The sequence below is a fragment of the Mesorhizobium sp. M6A.T.Cr.TU.017.01.1.1 genome, assembly GCF_004023115.1.
Lineage (GTDB): Bacteria > Pseudomonadota > Alphaproteobacteria > Rhizobiales > Rhizobiaceae > Mesorhizobium > Mesorhizobium mediterraneum.
Genome location: NZ_RZTA01000001.1, coordinates 137,924 through 158,106, shown reverse-complemented (window position 1 = coordinate 158,106; position 20,183 = coordinate 137,924). Strand labels below are relative to the sequence as shown.

The window sequence follows — 20,183 nt, the reverse complement described above, 5'->3', positions numbered from 1 at the left end:
CATTGACGCTGGCGCTCTCGATCTTCACCTATAATTTCATCGAGAACCCGATCCGCCGCAACGGCTGGCTGATGGCGAACGCGGCGCGCGCGCTTGTCCCCGCCGCAATGCTGACCGGCGCCAGCGTGGTGGCGACCTATGCCAATGCGCGCCTTGCCGTGCACGATCTCGACCCCTCACAACGCATCATTGCCGAAACTGCCGCACAGCCTTCCACTGCGCGCGCCAAGGTGGGCTGCATTCTCGACTACGAGACAGTCACGCCGAAGGCCTGCGAGTTCGGCGCCAAGAACGCCGAGCACTCGATCGCGCTGTTCGGCGATTCGCATGCCGACCACTGGTCGACGCCGCTGATCGAGGCGGCGAAGAAGAACAACTACAAGGTCGTCACCTGGCTCAAATCCGCCTGCCGGGCCTCGCGGCTGACGGTCTGGAGCTCGAAGCTGAAGCGCGACTACACCGAGTGCGATCAATGGCGCGAGCAATCGATCAAGGAGATCATCGCGCTGCGCCCGAGCCTGGTGGTGATCTCGGAGATATCGCTGACGAGCTCGCGCAAACTGTCGCCCGACGCGAAGGTGCCCGACACCCAGGATCAGGACTGGCAGGCCGGTCTGCGCTCAACGCTGGAGGCCTTCAGCCAAGCCGGGCTGAAGGTCGCCTTCATCCGCGATGTGCCGTTCAACGGCATGTTCGTCGACACCTGCGTGGCCCGCGCGCTGTGGCGCGGACAGGCGCCATCGGTATGTGACGCGCCGCGAAGCGACGCCGCCAACGACGCCGTGGCCGCGGTGGAGCGCGATATCGTGCGCGCCATTCCCAACGCGACCTATATCGATATGACCGACCGGTTCTGCGACGCCAAGACCTGCCATGTCTTCATCGACGGCAAGCTGGCCTACCGCGACCGCCACCACATGGCGACGCCCTTTGCGCAAACGCTGGAGCCGCCGGTCGAGCGCGCGCTGTTCTCGAAGGTGGCGGCGGAGAAATAGGGGCGGCGCAAGACGCGCCTTTCACCCCTCGTCTCAGTGCAGGCCAAACTCACGCAGCAGTTCTTCGCGATAGCGCACGAACCGGCTTTCGCTGCGATCGCGGGGGCGCGGCAGCTCAACCTCGACCAGCCGTGCCGTGCCGCCTTTCTCCCTGGGCAGGATCAGCACCCTGTCCGCAAGATAGATCGCTTCCTCCAGATCATGAGTGACCATGACCATGGTGACGTTCTCCTCGCTCCAGATGCGCGCCAGCTCCTCTTGCATGCCGATCTTGGTCATGGCGTCGAGCGCGCCTAGCGGCTCGTCGAGCAGCAGGATTTCAGGCTGCACGGTCAAGGCCCGGGCGATGCCGACGCGCTGCGCCATGCCGCCCGAAAGCTGCCGGGGATAGGCATCGCTGAATTCGGCCAGGCCGACGAGCGCGATATAGAAGCGGGCCTTGTCCTCGGCCTCCGCCTTGGGCACGCCCCGCACTTCGAGGCCAAAGGCGACGTTGCCGAGCACTGTCAGCCAGGGCAGCAGGCGCGGTTCCTGGAAGATGACCGCGCGCTCGGCGCCGACGCCATGGACCGGCTTGCCGTCGATCGCGACCCCGCCGCTGTCTGCTGCCTCCAGCCCGGCAAGAATGCGCAGCAGCGTGGTCTTGCCCGATCCGCTGGCGCCGACGATGACGAGACATTCACCGGAGCGGATATCGAGGTTGAGCGCCCTCAGCACGGCAAGAGGGCGCCCACTGAGGGTGAAGGATTTGGAAAGGTCGCGTATGGTGACCTCGCCGCCGCTTTTGCTGGCCATGGCGCCCGTCTCCCGGTCAGTTGGTTTTCGTTTCGCCGCGCCGGTAGAGGATGTCAGCGGCTTTCAGCTTGCCCTTGGGCAGGCGGCCGTCGCGCTCGAGCACGCTGACCCAGAAGTCGATGTCACGATCGTCAGCCTTCGCCCCTTCGCGCAGGCCGAAGCCGGTCCAGTAGCGTGCCAGCGCGCCATTTTCGCCGCGCTTGTCGAGGATGTCCGCAAGCACCTTGCGCGCCTCGTCCGGGTTCTGGCGCGACCAGTCGGCGGCGCGCGCCGACTGCTCGACGAAATTGCGGGCCCCCTCCGGATGCGCCGTGATGAAGTCGCGCCGCAGGACGATGAAGCCGCCGGCCAGTTCGCCCAGCACATCGGTGTCGTTGAACACGCCGCGCACGCCGCCATTGTCGACAAGGGCGCCGGCAAACGTCGCCTGCCAATAGCCGAGTGCCGCGATATCGACCTGGCGCGACCGCAAGGTCTGTTCAAGCTGTGGCCCGGGCACCACGACGAGGTTGGCGGCATCCGGCGGCAGGCCGGCGCCGTGCAGCGCCTCGCGCACGGTATAGTCGAGATGGGCGCCGAGCGTGTTGACCGCAATGGTCTTGCCGGTGATGTCGGCAATCGATTTGATCGGACTGTCTTCCAGCACGTAGAAGACGCTGCGCACTTGGCTGTTGATGCCGTTGCTTGGATAGGCGGCGACGAAGTCGTTGCCACCGGAGATCGAATTGATCACCGCAGCGGTTGCGGCCGAGCCGAGATCGACGCTGCCGGAGGCGAGCGCGAACAGCGATTCCGGGCCGCCGCCGGAGTAGCCGACATTCTCCAGCTTGACGCCGAAATCCTTGAAATAGCCGAGCTCGTCCGCCAGCTCATGCGGCGAGATGCTGCCGCGGCTGGCAAGGTAGCGCAACGTGACCGGCGCGGCTTGCGCAGCGGCAAAGCGAGGCAGGCCGGCGGCGATGATGCCGGCGGCAAAGGGAGCGCCGGCAAGCAGGGAACGGCGAGTGATTGGCATGGTCCGGTCTTTCTTGTTGGAGAGGTTGGCCTGTTGGAGAGGATGGCCTGTTGGAGAGATGGTGAGAGCTGGTCAGTCGATGGGATCGCTCCAGCGGCAGAGCCGCCGCTGCAGGCTGACCAGGGCCTGGTTGGCGATCAGGCCGAGCCCGGCGAGGATGACGATCGCCGCAAACATCAGCGGGATCTGGAAGTTGTACTGCGCGTTCATCACCTGGAAGCCGATGCCCTTGTTGGCGCCGATCATTTCGGAGGCGATCAGCAACAAGAGCGCCGTGGTCGCACTCAGCCTTAAGCCCACGAAGATCGACGGGACGGCCCCTGGAAGCACGACACGGCGAAACACGGTGAGCCGCGCGGCGCCGTAGACCCGGGCCATCTCGAGCAGTTTCGGATCGACTTGCTTGACGCCGCTGATGGTGTTGAGCAGCAGCGGAAACAGCGTCGCCCAGAAGATGACGAAGACCTTTGATGCCTCCCCCAGCCCGAGCAGCAGGATGAACACCGGGTAGAGCGCCAGCGCCGAGGTCTGCCGGAAAACCTGCAGGATCGGGTCAAGCGCGGTTTCGACGGTGCGCACCTGGCCCATGAACAGGCCGAGCGGGATAGCGACCGCCACGGCCGCCGCGAAGGCGAGGCCGGCGCGCTGCAGGCTGATGGCGATGTCGCCAAGCAAGGTGCCGCCGGCCAGGCCGTTCCACAATGCGGTGACGATCGTGTCGATCGGCGGCAGCACAGCGGCGTTGACCCATCCCGCGCGGCTCGAGACCTGCCAGATCGCGAGGAAGGCGATCAGGATGCCGTATCGGGACAGGAAGCGGACGACAGTCCGGTTGGCCAGGCGCGGAAAATCGGCGCCAAGGCTGGTTCTGCCGTCATGTGCAGCGATCGTGACCGGCTGCTCGATGTGTTGCAGACTCATCGTCTTGCCCTTTGCTTAAAAGAATTTATTCGGCGGCCAGCACCTTCGAGCGGGCGGCGGTCCAAGGGTTTTCCGGCCGCCTGAGGCCGAGATTCTCGCGCAGCGTCCTGCCTTCATAGGCGGTGCGGAACAGGCCGCGGCGCTGCAGCTCGGGAATCACCAGGTCGACAAAGTCATCAAGCGCGCCAGGCAGCCATGGCGGTAGGATATTGAAGCCGTCGGCGGCCTCGTTGCCGAACCATTCCTCCAGCTGATCGGCAACCTGCACCGCGCTGCCGATGACGGTATAGTGGCCGCGGGCCGTTGCCACCCACTGGTAGAGCTGGTGGATGGTGAAGTTGTGCTCGTCGGCAATCTGGCGGATCAGCGCCTGGCGGCTCTTCATGCCTTCGGTTTCCTTGCTCGGCGGCAGCGGTCCGTCGAGCGGGTAACCGCTGATGTCGAGCGTTTGGCCCGCCAGCCCGTTGAGCAGGGCGACGCCGTCCTCGGGCAGGATCAGCTCGTTCAGCTGCTCGTACTTGGCGCGGGCTTCGTCTTCGGTGCGGCCAACGAACGGTGCCACGCCCGGCATGATCAGCACCTGTCCGGGATCGCGGCCGGCAGCCGCCACGCGCGCCTTGATGTCGCGATAGAATTCTTGCGCCGAGGCCAGGTTCTGATGAGCCGTGAAGATCACCTCAGCCGATTGGGCGGCGAGCTTGCGGCCGTCCTCCGACTGCCCGGCCTGCACCACCACCGGGTGCCCTTGCACCGGGCGCGGCACATTGAGCGGGCCTTTGACGCTGAAATGCTGGCCCTTGTGGTCGATGTCGTGAAGCTTGTCCTTGTCGTAGAAGCGGCCCGACTTCTTGTCGCGGATGAAGGCGTCGTCTTCCCAGCTGTCCCACAGCGCCTTGACCGTCTCGACATGCTCATGCGCGCGGGCATAGCGCTCGGCGTGGTTCGGCTGGGCGTCGCGGTTGAAATTGCGCGCGGTGTCGTCGCCTGCCGAGGTCACGACGTTCCAGCCGGCCCGGCCATTCGACAGAAGATCGAGCGAGGCGAATTTGCGGGCGAGCGTATAAGGCTCCTCATAGGTGGTGGAGGCGGTGGCGATGAAGCCCAGATGCGTGGTGAGCGGCGCCAATGCGGCGAACAGCGTCACCGGCTCGAACCCGGCGATCTTGGCATTGCCGCCTTCGCGGGCGCCGAGGCCAACGGTCAGATTGTCGGCGAGGAAATAGGCGTCGAACAGGCCGCGTTCGGCGGTCAGCGCGAGCTGCCTGTGGAACTCGAAATTCGTCGCGCCGTCGGCCGGCGCCTCAGGATGGCGCCAGGCTGCGATATGCTGTCCGCCACCGGGCAGGAAGGCACCAAGCTTGATCTGTCTGGACTTGCTGGGTCTGGTCATTGCGGGTTCCTTCTGTGCTGTGCGGAAAGGGAATCGGCTGACCGGTGTTCAGGCGGCAAGACCGACGCTGCGTGGCGTTCCGGCCACCCGGCATGCTTCGGCGACCGCTTGCCTGACGCGAGAATGGATGGCTTCGGAGACCAGCACGCCGTCGGCGAAGTCCTTGTCGGAGGCGTAGATCGCGGTCGGCAGGGTCAGTGCCTCGAAGAAACCGAACAGCGGCCGCAGCTGATGCTCGACAACCAGCGAATGACGATCGCCGCCGCCAGTTGCAGCGAGGATGACCGGTTTTCCCCTCAGGGACGACGGGTCGAGCAGGTCGAAGAAATGCTTGAAAAGCCCGGTGTAGCTGCCTTTGAAAGTCGGCGAGCCAACCACCAGGACATCGGCACCCAGCAATCGCTCGACGATGCTCCTGGCCAGCGGATCCAGATCGCCGATGCGCCTTGCCAGCGGGAAGGATTGGCCGAGATCCTCGATGTCGAAAACGGTCGAGGCTGCACCGGTGCTGCTCGACACCTCCGCGACGATGTGGCTGATGAATGCCTTGGTCTTCGACGGACGGGTCAGGTTGCCCGACAGCCCCACCACCAGTTTCTTCGGCATTTCGGTCTCCTCGCAAAACGGCTTGTGTGTAGTAACTCTACTGAGTTTATAGAATTAAATGAGCGAGAAGATTTCAAAACGAGCCCGCCAAGCGGATTGAGTTTGCGGCACATCGCCGTTGATTGGTTCATTCGACGCGCAATGCGGACGCCGAGGTTTAGGGCAAGGGCGCCTTGACCGCATTCCGGCCACGCGTTGATGATCAAGCGCACCAAAGGCATCGCCCCGGGGGATTCGCATGAAAACAGCCGTTCTGACGTCTCTGCTCCTGGCCTGTTTGTTGGCATCGCCGGCGCAGGCGGGATGGAAGCCGATTGAGACGGTCGAGACCTACGCCGTTTCAGGACAGACCGGTCCCCAGCTCCATGCCTCGATGGGCGAGCGGGGGCCGATGATCGGCAAAGGCAAGGTCCGTGCCATGGCCTACACCAATTTCAAGCTGACCTGGGTCAGGGATTATCAGCGACAAGGCAATGCCTGCGTGCTGGTATCGGCGCGGCCGAAGCTCATCATAACCTACACCTTGCCCAAAACGTCCGGGCCGGTGCCGGCCGCCGTGCAGAAGAGCTGGGACGTTTTTGCCGCTGGCCTCGCCGCCCACGAAAAGGTGCATGGCGACATCATCGTCGACATGGTCCGCAAGATCGAGACGGCCACCATCGGCCTGTCCGTCCCCGACGATCCCGGCTGCAAAAAGATCAGGACCGAAATGACCCGGCGGCTTGCCGAACTCTCCCAGGCGCAGCGGCAGGCAAGCCGCGATTTCGACCGGGTAGAATTCGCCCCGCGCGGCAATCTGCAGCAGCTCATCGTGAATTTGCTGATGGGGCGGTAGGAGAGGATGGAGCGAAGCACCCCCCTCTGCCCTGCCGGGCATCTCCCCCTCAAGGGGGGAGATCGGCTGACCGCAACGCCGCACCTCGTCCTTCAACATCCGCGATTGAGGCCGGAGCGATGCGAAGGCGTAATCTCCCCCCTTGAGGGGGAGATGCCCGGCAGGGCAGAGGGGGGTCGGCGGCGATGAGCCACTATCCTGTGCCGCCAATCAACCGCCGCAATGCGCGCAAGATGCGTAAAGTCATGACGGATGCCGAACTGAAACTCTGGAACGAGATCAGAGCGCATCGCCTCATGGGACTGGCGTTTCGGCGCCAAATGCCCATCGCTGGCTACATCGTCGATTTTGCTTGCCCGGGCAGAAAGCTGATCGTCGAACTAGATGGTTCCCAGCATGCCCAGGCCGAGGCCTCGGCGCCGGATGCCGCGAGAACGGCAAAGCTTGAAGCGCTGGGCTGGACCATCCTGCGCTTCTGGAACGACGACGTCATTCGTGACCTCGATAATGTCTGCCAGCACATAGTCATCGAGGCCGGCGCGGACAGGCGCTGACTCTCACTCCGCCACCGGCGTCCACATCACATCCTCGACCCGCAGCGCCCCAGTTGCCAGCATCACCAGCCGGTCGAAGCCGAGCGCGGCGCCGCTTGCCTGCGGCATGATATCAAGCGCCGCGAGGAAATCCTCGTCGATCGGATAGCGTTCACCATAAACGCGCTCCTTCTCGTCCATCTCGATGGTGAAGCGCCGGCGCTGCTCGGCGGCGTCGGTCAGCTCGCCGAACGCGTTGGCCAGCTCGACGCCGCAGCAATAGAGCTCGAAGCGCTCGGCGGTCCTCGCATCATCTGCGCTCGGCCGGGCGAGTGCCGCCTCCGAAATCGGATAGCCGTAAAGGATGGTGGCGCGCCCCTGCCCCAGCGTCGGCTCGATCTTTTCCACCATCACCCGGCTGAACAGATCGGCCCAATTGTCGTCGGACGCGGTGCGCAAGCCCGCCTGGACCAGAGCCGCGTGCAGCGCTTCGCGGTCGGTGCTGCCGTCGGCGGCGACCGTGGCTAGCAGGTCGATGCCGGCATGGCGCGAAAAAGCCTCGGCGACGCTTAACCGTTCCGGCTCGGCGAACGGATCGGTCTCGCGGCCGCGAAAGGAGAAGCGTTTTGCGCCGGCGCGCTCGGCGGCCAGCGCGACAAGCCCGGCACAATCCTCCATCAGGCTCTCATAGGTCTCATCAACCCGGTACCATTCGAGCATGGTGAAGGACGGATGGTGTAGCGGGCCGCGCTCGCGGTTGCGATAGACGGCACTCAGGCTGAAGATGCGCTTCTCGCCGGCGGCGAGCAGCTTCTTGCAGGCGAATTCCGGCGATGTGTGCAAATAGAGCGGCTGGCGCTGCCCGTCCGGGCCGATCGCCTCGGTGGCGAAGGCCGACAAATGCGCCTCGTTGCCTGGCGAGACCTGCAGCGCCGCTGTCTCGACCTCGATGAAATCGCGACGGGCAAACCAGTCGCGCAGGGCCGCAGTGATGGCATTGCGCTGGAGCAGCCGCGGCCGGCGGTCGGTGTGGACATCGGGCGTCCACCAGGGCGAGGCGGCGGTCATGACAGGCGGATTTGCATCGAGGACTGGCGATTGCAGCCAAGATGCGCTAGTCCGCACCGGACGGCTCCCGCAGCCGATTTGCGCCGGTCGGCGCTTCCAGGCCAGTCAACGCTCTTAGGAATAAAGCCCGTGAAGGTCATCGCCAGTTCCCTACGCAAAGGCAATGTCGTCGAAAAGGACGGCAAGCTCTATGTGATCCTCTTTGCCGAAAACATCCACCCGGGCAAGGGCACACCGGTGACCCAGCTCGACATGCGCCGCATCTCCGATGGGGTGAAAGTCTCGGAGCGCTACCGCACCACCGAGCAGGTCGAGCGCGCCTATGTCGAGGAGCGCGAGCACACCTTCCTCTATCGCGACGGCGAGGGCTTCCACTTCATGAACCCGGAAAGCTACGACCAGGTCGCGGTGTCGGAAAGCGTGGTCGGCGAGATGGCGCCCTATCTCACGGAAGGCATGGCGGTGCAGGTCTCGCAGTATAATGGCATCGCCATCTCGCTGGTGCTGCCGCAGCGCGCCGCTTTCGAGGTGGTCGAGACCGAGCCGGTGACCAAGGGCCAGACGGCATCCTCCTCCTACAAGCCGGCAACGCTGTCCAACGGCGTGCGCACGCTGGTGCCGCCCCATATCAGCGCCGGCACCCGCGTGGTGGTGATGACGGCGGATGGCGCGTATGTGGAGCGGGCGAAGGATTGAGAGGCCCAATCGTCCGCGCTGGAGATTGGCTGGAACGACACGCGCTTCGTCATCCCAGGGCGGAGCAGGAGCGAAGCGACGTCGCGCAGACCCTGGGATCCACGCCGTGACCTCTAGGCGTCGCTGACTAATCAAAGAGTTCTGCTTCTTAGCCTAAAATCTGAAGCGATCCGCAGTGCAGCTGCCATGCACTGGGCCAAGTAATATTTTACAAACCCGTATTGCCGTTCATAATAATCTAAATGTAAGTTAGCCGGTCGGCTCGGGGGGAGGCGATCACTATGGCTAAGAGATCGTTTTCGTTTCGGCTTTTGAAGATTCAGATCGTTGATCCGGCTGATTCTTTAAAAGAAAATCATCGGCTCGAAGAGAAGCCGTTGGTCGAAAATCCAGAAAGCAAGCGGCTTTTCGCTGGGCAGGCCTATAGCTCGGCTCCCGCGTGGATCTCATTTTTCAACCCGGAGGATCGGCCACAGTTTGAAGGGCTATATGGGGGGCAAGCAGCGGCTATCTTGTTCGTTCAAGTCACGCTTCCTCCGGCAGAGAACGAGGAAGGCGGCGAGCCGGAAAGCCGTTGGCTGGCGGTTTGCTTCGGAATGGGCTTTCAAGATCTTCGACCCGAGGCGTTGGAGAGTCAATTTGGCCTGAAAGTGGCACTTAACCGTCTTGGTCGGGAACGCATCAAGAGCATAGATACCCGCAAGCCAGAGGACGCGACCATCCAGACTCGGTCCCAGAACAGCAGGACCGGCGAAATATTCGATTTCGGGCTCGACACTAACCACATCATTTTGCAGGCGATAACCGGCAAGTCGAGTGAAATTGATTTCGGCGGCACCCTTACCGGTGCAGACGGCCTTAAGCTGAGTTGCGAGACCGACTACAACCAGATCGGCGCTAAGGCACTTCAGATAGTGACTTCGTTCGGTGACACGGCGTATCAGGAGCTTTTCCCTTGGTACGGTAAGATTACGCCAGTAAGAGACCGCATACGGATCGAGAGCCTTGATCACATTCTTGTGGAGAAGCTCCGGTCTGGCCAACTCGACGGTATCCACCTCGCGCCGCCCGAAATCGTCGAATATCAAGACATTGATCGATTCAGGTTCTCTGGGATGCCCAGAGGCCACGACGGTTTCGATGAATTGCGATTAGATGAATACCTTGATCTGTTCGACGAGAATTCTCCACTTACGCTAGCTAACCTCAAGGCTGACAAGGTAAGAACTGCTGCAGATGGAGGGCCATTCTTTGACAGATGGCCCGTCTTCAAGTGTATATCAGCAGAAATCAATTTCGAAAATATGTTATACATCCTAGCTGCGGAGGAATGGTACGCCGTCAGGGCCGATTTTGTTGCGGATATAAATACCTCTATTGCGGAGATTCCTGCGGCGAACCTCGGGCTTCCTCCATATCAGCCGGGGGAAAAGGAAGGCGCTTACAATACCCGGGCAGTTGTAGACCGTGACGACCTCCACCTTTACGATAAGGAACTTATCTCCTTCGAAGGCGAACGCGGCCGCGTCGAATTTTGCGATCTGTTGAGCAACACGCGCCAGCTTATTCACGTCAAACGTCGGAGTAAATCGTCCGCACTTAGCCACCTTTTTCTTCAGGGTCACGTATCGGCAGAGGCCTTCCTGGACTATCCCGCTCTACGTACGCAGATACGAGAAGCTGCGCCTGAATTGGCTGATCTAATCCCAGCGGCGCGCCCGGATCCGGCTCACTATGAAATCGTGTACGTTTTTCTCCACGAGGGAAACGCAACGCTTCCATTTTTCAGCAAGGTCGCACTTGCAAGCGTCCACCGTCAGCTGCGGCGCATGAGCTATCGCGTCGCTATTGCATGGGTTGGGCCGAACGTAGTTGCATAGCCAATGCGGGGGGAGCCGTTTCAATGAGCTACATCTTTCTACTTTCTGGTCCTATTGCAGCAGGCAAGACGGCCCTGACCGATGCGTTCCAAAACCGATTTCAGGCAAAGCGCCTTTCCACGCGAAAGTTTCTAAAAGCAATTGAGAATTCGGACGATCGGGATCAGCTAATTGCTCTTGGTCTTGAGCTCGACAAATCCACAGATGGCAAATGGGTATTGGACGGTTTTCGTGATCAGGTCGGAACGGATGCCGATAGCGCTTTGTGGCTCATTGATGCGGTCAGGACGGAGCGCCAAGTCTTCCATTTCCGCGATGCCTTCGGAACACGCGTGGTTCATGTTCATCTGACGGCACCTTTGGAAATTCTGCGCCAGCGCTACAAAGAGCGCGATTCCAGCCTCAATGAATATGCGACTTACGACGAAGCCCGGAAACACGGCACGGAACAATATATCGAGAAGCTTGCTGCCATCGCGGATATCGTCGCCGAAACCAACCGGTGTGATCCTTCTTCACTTTTAGCCAGGGCAACAGCTGGCCTGGGCTTGTTTCCGATGGAGCCCGAGCGCCTCGTCGATGTGTTAGTCGGCGCCCAGTATGGCAGCGAAGGCAAGGGCAACATCTGCGCCCATATCGCCAATGACTATCAGGTGCTAATGCGGGTCGGTGGCCCCAACGCTGGTCACAAAGTCGCGTTTCCGAAGTATGACTACATCCAGCTGCCATCGGGCACCCTATCGAACCTGAAAGCGACGATTGTTATTGGCGCCGGCGCGACACTCTCGGTCGAGCAAGTGCTGAAGGAGATCAAAGATCTCGACCTCACACCGGAGCGGCTGGCAATCGATCCTCAAGCCATGATCATAGAGCAAACCGATCGCCAGCAAGAAGAGAAAACCATGGAGGTGATCGGCTCCACCAAGAAAGGCGTCGGTGTTGCCACAGCGCGCAAAATTCTTGGGCGCGACGGTGAAGCCCATTGGGGAAGCACGGTAAGGCTTGCACGCAACGTTGATGAACTTCGGCCCTTCATTCGCTGCACAAAGACTGTGTTGGAGAGAGCTTATGCAGCTGGCCAGCGCGTTCTGCTTGAGGGCACTCAGGGGACCGACTTAAGCATACATCATGGCCAATATCCCCATGTCACGTCACGTGAGACAACTGCCTCTGGCTGTCTCGCCGATGCAGGCATTGCACCAACCCGAGTACGCAAGGTGATTATGGTGATGCGCACTTACCCTATTCGGGTCGGCGGCACATCAGGAGATATGATGGGCGAGATCGAGCTAAAGACGATCGCGGATCGCAGCGGCATCCCTGAGGCCGAACTTAAGGCGACTGAGGTTGGTACTGTTTCTGGAAAACCCCGACGCATCGCCGAATTCGATTGGGAACAGGTTCGCCGTGCCGCTTCCATCAATGGCGTCACGGACATTGCGTTGACCTTCGCTGATTACATCAGTGTTGAAAATCGGAAAGCCCAACGCTTTGATCAACTAACAGAGGAGACTCGTAAGTTTATTGCTGAGGTCGAACGTGTCACCAATGCCCATGTCTCACTCATTGCCAAGGATTTTGGTCGCTTCGCTGTTATGATTGATCGTCGCACTTGGCGCTGAAAGGACTCGCGTGAAGGAAACTGACCTCATCACCTTCTATCCGCGCCTCTTCCATATGGCGGAGGATGGAAGTTGGCCCTCAATCGAAAAGCATGGGCTGTTAAGCACAACAGCCCTGTTGAATCTCTACCAGATTAACGGAGCTCAACGGCAGGCGATTGAATCGCAGCGCCGCCCACAGTCCGTTACTATCGGCTGCCAGGGCTTACCGGATGTTGTCGTCCGCGATCAAAAACCTTTATGGGAAGGCCCCTTGGCCAAGTGTCTCGAAGACAATTTGACCCCAACGCAATGGTACGAAATCCTTAATGCGAAGACCTTTTTTTGGCTGTCGCCCGTACGCCTATGGCGCCTGCTGAACGCAAAAGCTTATCGCAGCCAGCCACAAACGGTGCTAACGATCGAGACAGCTACTTTAGTCGCGGCGCATCGCGATAAGATCCTGCTTAGCCCAATCAATAGCGGATCGACTATCATGGGTGCGCGCCCTCGTGGCAACAAAACATTCTTGCCGATCTCCGACTATCCCTACGCAGAGCGACGCAAGACCAGACCCAAGGCTGATGCATTGGTCGAGCTTATTGTCACCGGCGGTGTTTCCGACATCGCCAAGCATGTGATCGCCGTTCATAGAATACATAATATCCAACCTGTGCAGATCTGGCGGCGCCCCGGTACTGATCCACACGATGGACCCGAACTTTAGAACTCAGGCATCGGACATCAGGCGCGCCGGTCGCTGGGCCTTCCGAATGAGGTCCGCGAGGTGGCTGGTCAATCCGATGTCACCGTTGATTGTCACTCCAGCATCGGTAGGTAATTCGGTCAAAAAGGCGCGTAGTGCTTCTAGGCCGTCGCTGGCGCTAAAGGAGCGCCACTGGGCAGCATCCCCTGGTACTAGGACTGTCGACGAAGTTTGTGTTTCGCCCCGGTGCAGTTGAACAATCCAGAGCAGTTGGCCGTCGTGCACCCACTCGAAGCGTACAGGTCCAAGTTCTTTAGAGAGACGTTGAAAGGCTTTTTCCACGTCCCCCAGTATCGCAGGTGGCAAATCCTCAGGACGATCTTTTCCAAGCATCAGGCCATCGCCCTCGCCTGAGCGACCCTCAATAAGCAATTCGTGGTCAATTGTTACGATTGAAGCGCCAGAATACAGAGCAGGCACCGCAGCTTGGCAAAGCACCGAAGCAATAGCATCGTGGTCACGATCCTCTACCGCCATAAGCTTGAAGGGATCAGTCCATCCCTTCCGCGTGGTATAGCGACCGGGATCTGGTTCGTGCGGACAAGTGCGTATCCAAACTTCTAGACTGCCGGTTGGCCGGCCGAACGCAAAGGGAGCGACTCGTCGACCGAAGACAGTAGTTTTCGGAACGGGCAGACCTAGGTAATCAGCGATCAACAGACCAAACGCTTTGTCACCAATATGGCGACTAAACCGGTTGGGCCACGCAAAGGTTGGCGAGGGATAATTGTCCTCGGTCTCTTCGTATTCCCATGCAAGTGTGTGGCTGCGCTTCCAACCACGCGGCTTCGGGTGAATACTGAACTCCAGTCGGCTGTCATCCGGCGTCTCAGTGTCTGGGCGAAAGCCATAAACCGTCTTCAATAGAGCTAGACCCCATGCGCGCGGTAGCGAGGCTACACCAGGTTTCTCTACACAGCGCGGCGTGTCGTCCGGCGCGAACTCGATGATGTTTCCCTGGATCACGCCGGAGACACCCCCATCATTGATGTCCACAGTTTCATTGGCGATGACGAATAGCCCTTCACCAGCGAGACGCTCAGCAGCGGCGACGGCATCCTCCAGTCGAGCTATTCCATAGACAAATTCCCTGCTGCGAGGGCTATCGGGCGCGTAACTACGGAGATTGATCGTACCGTCAACGCTGTAGCGCAGCAGCACCTTCAGTGCTGACGCTAGCGAGCCGAAATCGTGATTTGGGGCAAAACCTGTGACGCGGGAATACTGCTGACGTAGGCTACCATCAGCAAGTGGTGCGAAGCTGACAAATTGTGCAACGTTGCCTGTTCGGGCCAGTTTGTCGAGCGACTGGTCCTTGCGCAAACTCATAGAAATTTCCTTCTAACGATCCGCAGCCCGCCTTGCGGGCTGCGGAAGTATAACGTGTGAAACACGGTCTACGCATCCGCAAAACGGCCGCAATCCAAAGAATGCTGTCGCCTGTGGACAACAATGGCGGCCGCAATTTTCATCGCGCGACCGGTTGCAACTATGCCATTGATATATCGAACGAAAGAGCGCGCAGCTCAGTTACCTTGCGCACCGCGAAGCCGCTCGAAACGCTGTAGAAAAATTGCCTTCGCCTCCGACGGTGGGTAGGACTTCACGGTTATTTCCGCGGGGATCACGCCTGCTGCTTGAGCCCATCCATCAGCGCCAGCAGGCATGATCTGCGCCTGTTCTGCAGCTAGAACGCGCAAGTCCGCCTTCTTGACTGCATCCGGGATGGGATAAGGCACGTAAAAGCGGTTGCAGATGGCGATTTCGACGTCAGACTCGATAGCTTTGTAAGCAGGTAGTAATTGTTTCAATGGTCGAGTTACGTCACCAACGAAAGCTTCTGCCGCGTCATGCATCAGGGCCGCATAGGCGTGATCCTTTGCAACCTCGCTAACGTGGACACAATGTTCAGCTACCGAATAAAAGCGATCGCACTGACCGGAATAGCGACATATGAGTGAGAGGCCGTGGGCGATGTCGTCGATCGTGAATTCGCTGCTCCATGGATCTAAAAAGTCCAGTATTGCACCGCTGCGGAGCATGATCGTCGGGCCTACAGCTGTTTTGACTGCGACCACTGAGTGCTTTGGCATCGTCATAGACCCGCTTTGAAGCCCAGGGCAAATATTCTAGTTCTTTTGAAGACACTCTCAACAGCCACCCACGCGACCCTACCAATTGTTATCATCAAGGATTCGACCACTAATTGTAGACTGGCGAGCGAATTGATAGCCATAGCTCCGGCTTTGCACTATTTTTTTGTCATAGTCTCTAGTGAGGGTTGCTGCTGGTCGCCTTTGAGCGAGGATGGCATTTAGGATGGGCGCTCGACGCCCTCACCCCACCCGCCGCCCCAGCATCACCCCGTAATGCACCGCCAGCAGATCCAGCCCGACCTTCAGCAGCTTCACCACCACTTCCCGCGTCTCTCCTGTCTGCTCGGCCAGGCTCTTCACCGTTTCGCCATGGCAGCACACCTTGTGCACCACGTTCGCCACCTCCCAGTGCGCCAGCGCCCGGGCAGCGTGGGCGCGGTCGGCTGAGAGGATGCGGTCAGTGACAGCGCCGTTTGCGGCCGCCGTCGACGCGCTCGGTCAGCGCCATCGACCTGGCGCCGTCCTGCTGCGAGACGCGGAAATCCTCGCTCTAGTGGGGGTGCCCGATCCGTCGCGCGGCCATAGCGCACTTGCGAAATGCCCTCTCTTGAGCAATGCTCCACCCCTTAGCAGGGGCTTGAGGAATGACATTTAAGGCAGTCGCGCGGATCGATACGGTGGTGTCGATTGCAGGCTTACCGAATCCAGGCGGTAAACCGGGATGGCTTTCAAGAAACTGCGGATTTGGCTGGGACTGAAAGATGATCCCGCAGCGATCCCGCGCCACGCTAAAATCGGACGCGGAACCTATGGTGTCCACGGCAGGACATTCCTCAATTGCACGGCGGAATCGCCAGTCGAGATAGGCGCATTTTGTTCTATCGGACCAGGGACACTCTTTCTGTGCCAGACTGACCACCGAACGGAAACGGCTTCAACTTTTCCTTTTCAGTCGCGGATTTTCCGGCAGAAAAAGAACCTGGAGTACCTTGTTTCGAAAGGCCCGATCCTGGTCGGCAATGACGTCTGGATCGGAGCCCGCGCGATCATCCTTTCAGGCGTGATCATCGGCGACGGAGCAGTTATTGCCGCCGGCAGCGTCGTGACCAGGGACGTTGCGCCATACACGCTTGTCGGCGGCAACCCAGCCAAGGTGATCAAGCGCCGGTTCTCCGACGAGACGATTGCTGCACTGCTTGAAATCCAGTGGTGGAACTGGCCCATGGCGCGGCTAAAAAAGGAGCGCGCCGCCTTCGACCTGTCCGCCGAGGTTTTCGCCAAGCACTATGCGGCCCACCAAAATTCAAGGCGGGTGTAAACTTGACTGCGAAGGCTCGACGCTCGGCCGAACCCAGAGGTTGTGCGGGTGCTGCGTATGGTTTGGAGCGCTAGGTAGATTTCGCAACAGCTGGGCTGATCTGCCTTCAAATGCCTTCGTAGAGGGGACGAACCCGTTTGGGTGCGGCAAGCCTCTTCACGGCGCTGCGACCGCCTACCGAACCAGGCAATGCGCATCCGATATGACGAGGTCGCGGCAGGCTTAGGTGCCTGGCAGAATAGCCGGAATTAACAGCTGCCAAATACCGGTATTCAGCCAAGGATGAGACCCGCCACCAGAACCGTAAGGATAAGCGACACCGGAACAGCAAGCAGGCAGCACGCCTCTAAAGTGTTGATTTGCCAAGAGTTCATCGGACGCTTTCCCATGTTGATTTCCTATCTAAACGGGCAGACCGGGACGGCAGTTCCATGGAAAATGTCAGGGCGTCATCCACGCCCTATCGTGCTGATTGGCGCGAAGCCTCATTCCGAGTTATCCAGCGGGCACGCGCCAGATGCGTCGCCCAGGCCCGGAATGCCCGTTCTGGCTCTTGCTCCGGGTCAATGTGCAGAACGATGCGGGCGACCTCACGCCAATCGGCCCCGTCCGCCGACGCATCGAGCAGCCGGATATAAGTAAGCATATGGTCCTCGTCATAGCCGGTCAGCGCCGAAGACGTCGGCGCGACGTCTGCGAAATGAGGGTCTAGCTGCGGCTTTAACATTGCGATCTACCAGCAATGGCGCACCGTAACAGGCTATGGAGAAGCCTGCGCCCTTCAATTGGAGGACGCGGGCGGATCGAGGTTCGCTGCCTCGCCCGCCCTCCGCACTCGGCGTCCCCTCGGGCGGCAAAGTTCAGGCCGCTCCCGGTGATCGACGGCGTCTTGATGACCGACGCGAGCATCACGCCAGTTGCCTGCTACCCACGCGGCCTCCGCATCAGCATCATCCCGTAATGCACCGCCAACAAATCCAGCCCGACCTTGAGCAGCTTCGCCACAACATCCCGCGGCTCGGCGTTCTGTTTGGCCAGGCTCTTCACCGTTTCGCCATGGCAGCAGACTTTTTGCACCACGCCCGAAACCTCCCAATGCGAAAGCGCCCTGGTGGCGTCGGCATAGGCGCGGCCGGCGGACAGGATGCGGTCGGCAACGCCGCCGCCGATGCGCCCGCCATCGACGCGCTCGGTCAGCGCCGTCGGCTTGACGCCGTCCTGTGCCGAGACGCGAAAATCCTCGCGGTAGCGCATGCCCGCCTCGCGCTGCTGGCGCGACAGCGAGGTGATGCCGGTCAGCGGGTCGACATTGCGCACCCGCACAATGCCGCCGGGCGGGCCGTCGTTGGAAACCTCATAGACACGCCTCGCCTCCAGCGTGCCGACTGCGAGCCGTTTGCGGCCGAAGGCGTCGTCCTTCAGCGCGAAATCATGGCCGACCTCCTTGCGAATGCGCACCTGCTCGGCCTCGCCCTTGGCTAGTTTGGGCAGCTTGGGTTTAGCCTTCTGGGCGGTCTTCCTGCTCATCGGTGGCTCCTCGTTTCATTTGCTGTCTTCGCAGAACCTGGTTCCTCTCCTCACCTCGTAGGGCGAGGAACTCAGATTGCCGTCCGTTCGGCGATCAGCTCACGCCGCATCCGCCAGAACCGTGCGGCGGTGGTCGCAGAAGCGCGCCGCGTGATAGGCGCAGTAGCTTTTCAGCGGCCGCGTGCGCAGGCCGCAGCACAGCATGTCCAGTCCCGGCCGGCTGCCCGGCGCGACGTTTTCGGGGTCTTCGTCCAGCGTCAGATCGAGCGGCGCGCGGCAGCGGTTGAACAGGCAGTCGATGAAGCGCATGGCCGCGACATGCTTCTGGCGCCCTACGGCAGTGGGGTGCGGCGCCGGCACCTTGACGGCCTCGCTATCGGGCCCGTGGATCTCGTGCACGAACTGGCGCTGCGGCAGCCAGACCGGCGGCGCCAGCCTGGCCGGCGTCACATGCCTCGCAGGCCCGCTTTGTTTTGCCAGCCTCCCTTGCACGGGCAGCTTCGCTTGCCCAGGCAGCTCTGCTTGCCCAGGCAGCTTCGCTTGCCCAGGCAGCTTTGCTTGCCCAGGCGATCCGACCGGCTCTGCGGATTTGCCCGGCCTGACGAGCTTTGCCGGGTTTTTTCTGGGCCGGCCGCCGGACCTGCCCTGAGGATTGGCAAAACCAATGGCGCGCAAGTCGGCGTTGCGGTGGACCACGCCGATGATCGCGTTGCGCGAGGCCGGGCCGCCGCGCAGCGCGCTCAGCCGGTCGGCGATCCTGGCGGCGGACAATCCGTCCTTCAGCCAGCGGGCGATGCTTTGCAATTCCGTGTCGGTGTACGCGGGCATGATGTCGATCCGTTTGAAAGGGTTGCGTAGATGCCGAAGCTGCGTCCCTCTCCCCGTTCACGGGGAGAGGATGCCGGCAGGCAGGTGAGGGGCAGCGCGACGTCGCCGATTGCCTCTCCCAGGCCTTGCCGGCATTGCCCGAGCAGCCCGGCGATGGTGCCGCCCCTCATCCGCCTGCCGGCACCTTCTCCCCGTGAACGGGGAGAAGGACGATCACCTCCGGCGATAAAACTTCGCCTCGGCCGCCTCGCGGGTGGCGCCGGAAACCGCCCTGCCCGTTTGCCGGTCGAAGGCGATGACCGTGCCGTCCTCGGTGCGGATGCACGAAACGCCGGCATGGCACGCGCCGAAATTCGTGGCCGGAGCCGTGAGGGATACGGCTCCGGCCGTTCCGGTCGCCGCCGGTGACGGCAGAGCGACCGGGTCCGAGGCGTGAGCCTCGGGCGTCGTCCCGGCCGGGGAGGAGAACAGCCGGGACGGATGGGAAAGGGAGATGAGGCGACGTGGCTTGTGCATGGGTTGAATATAAGCATAACTCTCAAAATAATGCAAGCCATTCTTTCATGGACGAAATCGATTCTTATGTTTCAGATGGCCGCCATGGCGAAAACCTCATTGTCGATCAAGGTCGGGGCGGCGATCCGCAAGGCGCGCAAGCAGCGTGGCCTGGTGATGCGCCACATTGCCGAGCACAACGACACCGACGTCGCCGCCGTCGGCAATTGGGAAACCGGCCGCAACCTGCCCAAGACCGAGAACCTTTTGAAGACCGCCGCCTTCCTGCGCGTCGACCCGGTGGCGCTCGGCAGGGGCGAGGTCGTCCTCCTCGACGACGCCGACAATGTCGCCGACGCCGAGATCGTCACCGACGCCGCTCCCCTGCCCGCCGGCCCGATGGACATCGAGCTTCTGGGTGCCGCGGTCGGCGGCGACGACGGCGACTTCACCTTCAACGGCGAGGTCGCCGGCTACGTCCAGCGCCCGCCCGGCATCGCCCATTTGCGCAAGGTGTTCGCGCTGCATGTGCTCTCGGACTCGATGGTACCGCGTTACGAGCCCGGCGAAATGCTCTATTGCGGCGGCCGCGACGCCGTGCCCGGCGACCACGTGGTGATCGAGATGTTTCCCGAGGAAAACGAGCGCAACGGCAAGGCCTTCATCAAGAAGCTGATCAAGCGCACCGCCGCCGAGCTGGTCGTCGAGCAGTACAATCCACCGAAGACGCTGACCTTCAACCGCTACGCGATCAAGGCCGTCTTCCGCGTCATCCCGCTCAAGGAGTTGCTGGGGTATTAGGGTGGGCGCGCCCTTCT

The 20,183-nt window shown here is 61.1% G+C and carries 22 protein-coding genes; 9 read left to right on the top strand and 13 right to left on the bottom strand.

Annotated features, from left to right (window positions below; all coding sequences use genetic code 11):
* A partial coding sequence (locus EOB36_RS00780; protein ID WP_281035465.1) for an SGNH hydrolase domain-containing protein occupies window positions 1–995 on the top strand: 995 nt, incomplete at its 5' end.
* Window positions 996–1,028: 33 nt separating this feature from the next.
* On the opposite strand, the gene EOB36_RS00775 is transcribed toward EOB36_RS00780, so the two are convergent.
* The 5 genes from EOB36_RS00775 to msuE all read right to left on the bottom strand — a co-directional run bounded on the left by EOB36_RS00775 (window position 1,029) and on the right by msuE (window position 5,722).
* The gene (locus EOB36_RS00775; RefSeq protein ID WP_128284063.1) at window positions 1,029–1,790 is read right to left on the bottom strand and encodes an ABC transporter ATP-binding protein; all 762 of its coding nucleotides are present in this window, start codon (window positions 1,788–1,790) and stop codon (window positions 1,029–1,031) included.
* Between the two features lie 16 nt (window positions 1,791–1,806).
* On the bottom strand, window positions 1,807–2,805 hold the full coding sequence (locus tag EOB36_RS00770) for an ABC transporter substrate-binding protein (RefSeq protein ID WP_095482791.1): 999 nt from the start codon (window positions 2,803–2,805) through the stop codon (window positions 1,807–1,809).
* A gap of 72 nt (window positions 2,806–2,877) precedes the next feature.
* The gene (locus tag EOB36_RS00765) at window positions 2,878–3,726 is read right to left on the bottom strand and encodes an ABC transporter permease (protein ID WP_128284062.1); all 849 of its coding nucleotides are present in this window, start codon (window positions 3,724–3,726) and stop codon (window positions 2,878–2,880) included.
* A gap of 25 nt (window positions 3,727–3,751) precedes the next feature.
* Window positions 3,752–5,116, bottom strand: a complete 1,365-nt coding sequence (locus EOB36_RS00760; protein WP_128284061.1) for an LLM class flavin-dependent oxidoreductase — start codon at window positions 5,114–5,116, stop codon at window positions 3,752–3,754.
* Between the two features lie 48 nt (window positions 5,117–5,164).
* Window positions 5,165–5,722, bottom strand: coding sequence for an FMN reductase (gene msuE / locus EOB36_RS00755; RefSeq protein ID WP_127204178.1), 558 nt, complete (start codon window positions 5,720–5,722; stop codon window positions 5,165–5,167).
* A gap of 238 nt (window positions 5,723–5,960) precedes the next feature.
* Here msuE and EOB36_RS00750 point away from each other — a divergent pair, with 238 nt between their 5' ends.
* Window positions 5,961–6,557 (top strand): DUF922 domain-containing protein, encoded by a 597-nt coding sequence (locus tag EOB36_RS00750; protein WP_128243100.1) that lies wholly within the window; start codon window positions 5,961–5,963, stop codon window positions 6,555–6,557.
* Window positions 6,558–6,742: 185 nt separating this feature from the next.
* Window positions 6,743–7,111 carry a DUF559 domain-containing protein gene (locus EOB36_RS00740; protein ID WP_128243101.1) on the top strand — a complete coding sequence of 123 codons (369 nt, stop codon included), beginning with the start codon at window positions 6,743–6,745 and terminating at the stop codon, window positions 7,109–7,111.
* A 3-nt stretch (window positions 7,112–7,114) separates the two neighbouring features.
* Here the strand turns inward: EOB36_RS00740 and epmA are convergent, their stop codons facing one another.
* Window positions 7,115–8,158, bottom strand: a complete 1,044-nt coding sequence (gene epmA / locus EOB36_RS00735) for an EF-P lysine aminoacylase EpmA (RefSeq protein ID WP_128284060.1) — start codon at window positions 8,156–8,158, stop codon at window positions 7,115–7,117.
* Window positions 8,159–8,287: 129 nt separating this feature from the next.
* Between epmA and efp the strand changes: the two genes are divergently transcribed.
* From efp to EOB36_RS00715, 4 genes are all read left to right on the top strand, one after another.
* On the top strand, window positions 8,288–8,854 hold the full coding sequence (gene efp / locus EOB36_RS00730; protein WP_128284059.1) for an elongation factor P: 567 nt from the start codon (window positions 8,288–8,290) through the stop codon (window positions 8,852–8,854).
* A 281-nt stretch (window positions 8,855–9,135) separates the two neighbouring features.
* Window positions 9,136–10,734, top strand: coding sequence for a DUF6119 family protein (locus EOB36_RS00725; protein WP_128284058.1), 1,599 nt, complete (start codon window positions 9,136–9,138; stop codon window positions 10,732–10,734).
* Between the two features lie 23 nt (window positions 10,735–10,757).
* The gene (locus EOB36_RS00720) at window positions 10,758–12,356 is read left to right on the top strand and encodes an adenylosuccinate synthetase (RefSeq protein WP_128284057.1); all 1,599 of its coding nucleotides are present in this window, start codon (window positions 10,758–10,760) and stop codon (window positions 12,354–12,356) included.
* Between the two features lie 10 nt (window positions 12,357–12,366).
* The gene (locus tag EOB36_RS00715) at window positions 12,367–13,062 is read left to right on the top strand and encodes a hypothetical protein (protein WP_245467536.1); all 696 of its coding nucleotides are present in this window, start codon (window positions 12,367–12,369) and stop codon (window positions 13,060–13,062) included.
* Between the two features lie 3 nt (window positions 13,063–13,065).
* On the opposite strand, the gene EOB36_RS00710 is transcribed toward EOB36_RS00715, so the two are convergent.
* The 3 genes from EOB36_RS00710 to EOB36_RS35905 form a co-directional block, all read right to left on the bottom strand.
* Window positions 13,066–14,430, bottom strand: a complete 1,365-nt coding sequence (locus tag EOB36_RS00710; RefSeq protein WP_128284056.1) for a hypothetical protein — start codon at window positions 14,428–14,430, stop codon at window positions 13,066–13,068.
* 197 nt (window positions 14,431–14,627) lie between these two features.
* Complete coding sequence (locus EOB36_RS00705; protein ID WP_245467534.1) at window positions 14,628–15,200, bottom strand: hypothetical protein; 573 nt, start codon at window positions 15,198–15,200, stop codon at window positions 14,628–14,630.
* Between the two features lie 237 nt (window positions 15,201–15,437).
* Window positions 15,438–15,590 carry a hypothetical protein gene (locus EOB36_RS35905; RefSeq protein ID WP_348631780.1) on the bottom strand — a complete coding sequence of 51 codons (153 nt, stop codon included), beginning with the start codon at window positions 15,588–15,590 and terminating at the stop codon, window positions 15,438–15,440.
* Window positions 15,591–15,918: 328 nt separating this feature from the next.
* On the opposite strand from EOB36_RS35905, the gene EOB36_RS35650 reads away from it, so the two are divergent.
* Window positions 15,919–16,515, top strand: coding sequence for a CatB-related O-acetyltransferase (locus EOB36_RS35650; protein WP_128284055.1), 597 nt, complete (start codon window positions 15,919–15,921; stop codon window positions 16,513–16,515).
* Between the two features lie 460 nt (window positions 16,516–16,975).
* On the opposite strand, the gene EOB36_RS34820 is transcribed toward EOB36_RS35650, so the two are convergent.
* The 4 genes from EOB36_RS34820 to EOB36_RS00675 all read right to left on the bottom strand — a co-directional run bounded on the left by EOB36_RS34820 (window position 16,976) and on the right by EOB36_RS00675 (window position 19,422).
* On the bottom strand, window positions 16,976–17,242 hold the full coding sequence (locus EOB36_RS34820; protein WP_128284054.1) for a DUF2285 domain-containing protein: 267 nt from the start codon (window positions 17,240–17,242) through the stop codon (window positions 16,976–16,978).
* A 197-nt stretch (window positions 17,243–17,439) separates the two neighbouring features.
* A complete protein-coding gene (locus EOB36_RS00685; RefSeq protein ID WP_128284053.1) occupies window positions 17,440–18,042 on the bottom strand; it encodes a DUF6456 domain-containing protein in 603 nt (200 codons plus the stop codon).
* Between the two features lie 99 nt (window positions 18,043–18,141).
* Window positions 18,142–18,870 carry a GcrA cell cycle regulator gene (locus EOB36_RS00680; protein WP_128284052.1) on the bottom strand — a complete coding sequence of 243 codons (729 nt, stop codon included), beginning with the start codon at window positions 18,868–18,870 and terminating at the stop codon, window positions 18,142–18,144.
* A 213-nt stretch (window positions 18,871–19,083) separates the two neighbouring features.
* Complete coding sequence (locus EOB36_RS00675) at window positions 19,084–19,422, bottom strand: hypothetical protein (RefSeq protein WP_245467532.1); 339 nt, start codon at window positions 19,420–19,422, stop codon at window positions 19,084–19,086.
* A gap of 39 nt (window positions 19,423–19,461) precedes the next feature.
* Here EOB36_RS00675 and EOB36_RS00670 point away from each other — a divergent pair, with 39 nt between their 5' ends.
* Complete coding sequence (locus tag EOB36_RS00670; protein WP_128284070.1) at window positions 19,462–20,166, top strand: helix-turn-helix transcriptional regulator; 705 nt, start codon at window positions 19,462–19,464, stop codon at window positions 20,164–20,166.
* Window positions 20,167–20,183 lie beyond the last annotated feature (17 nt).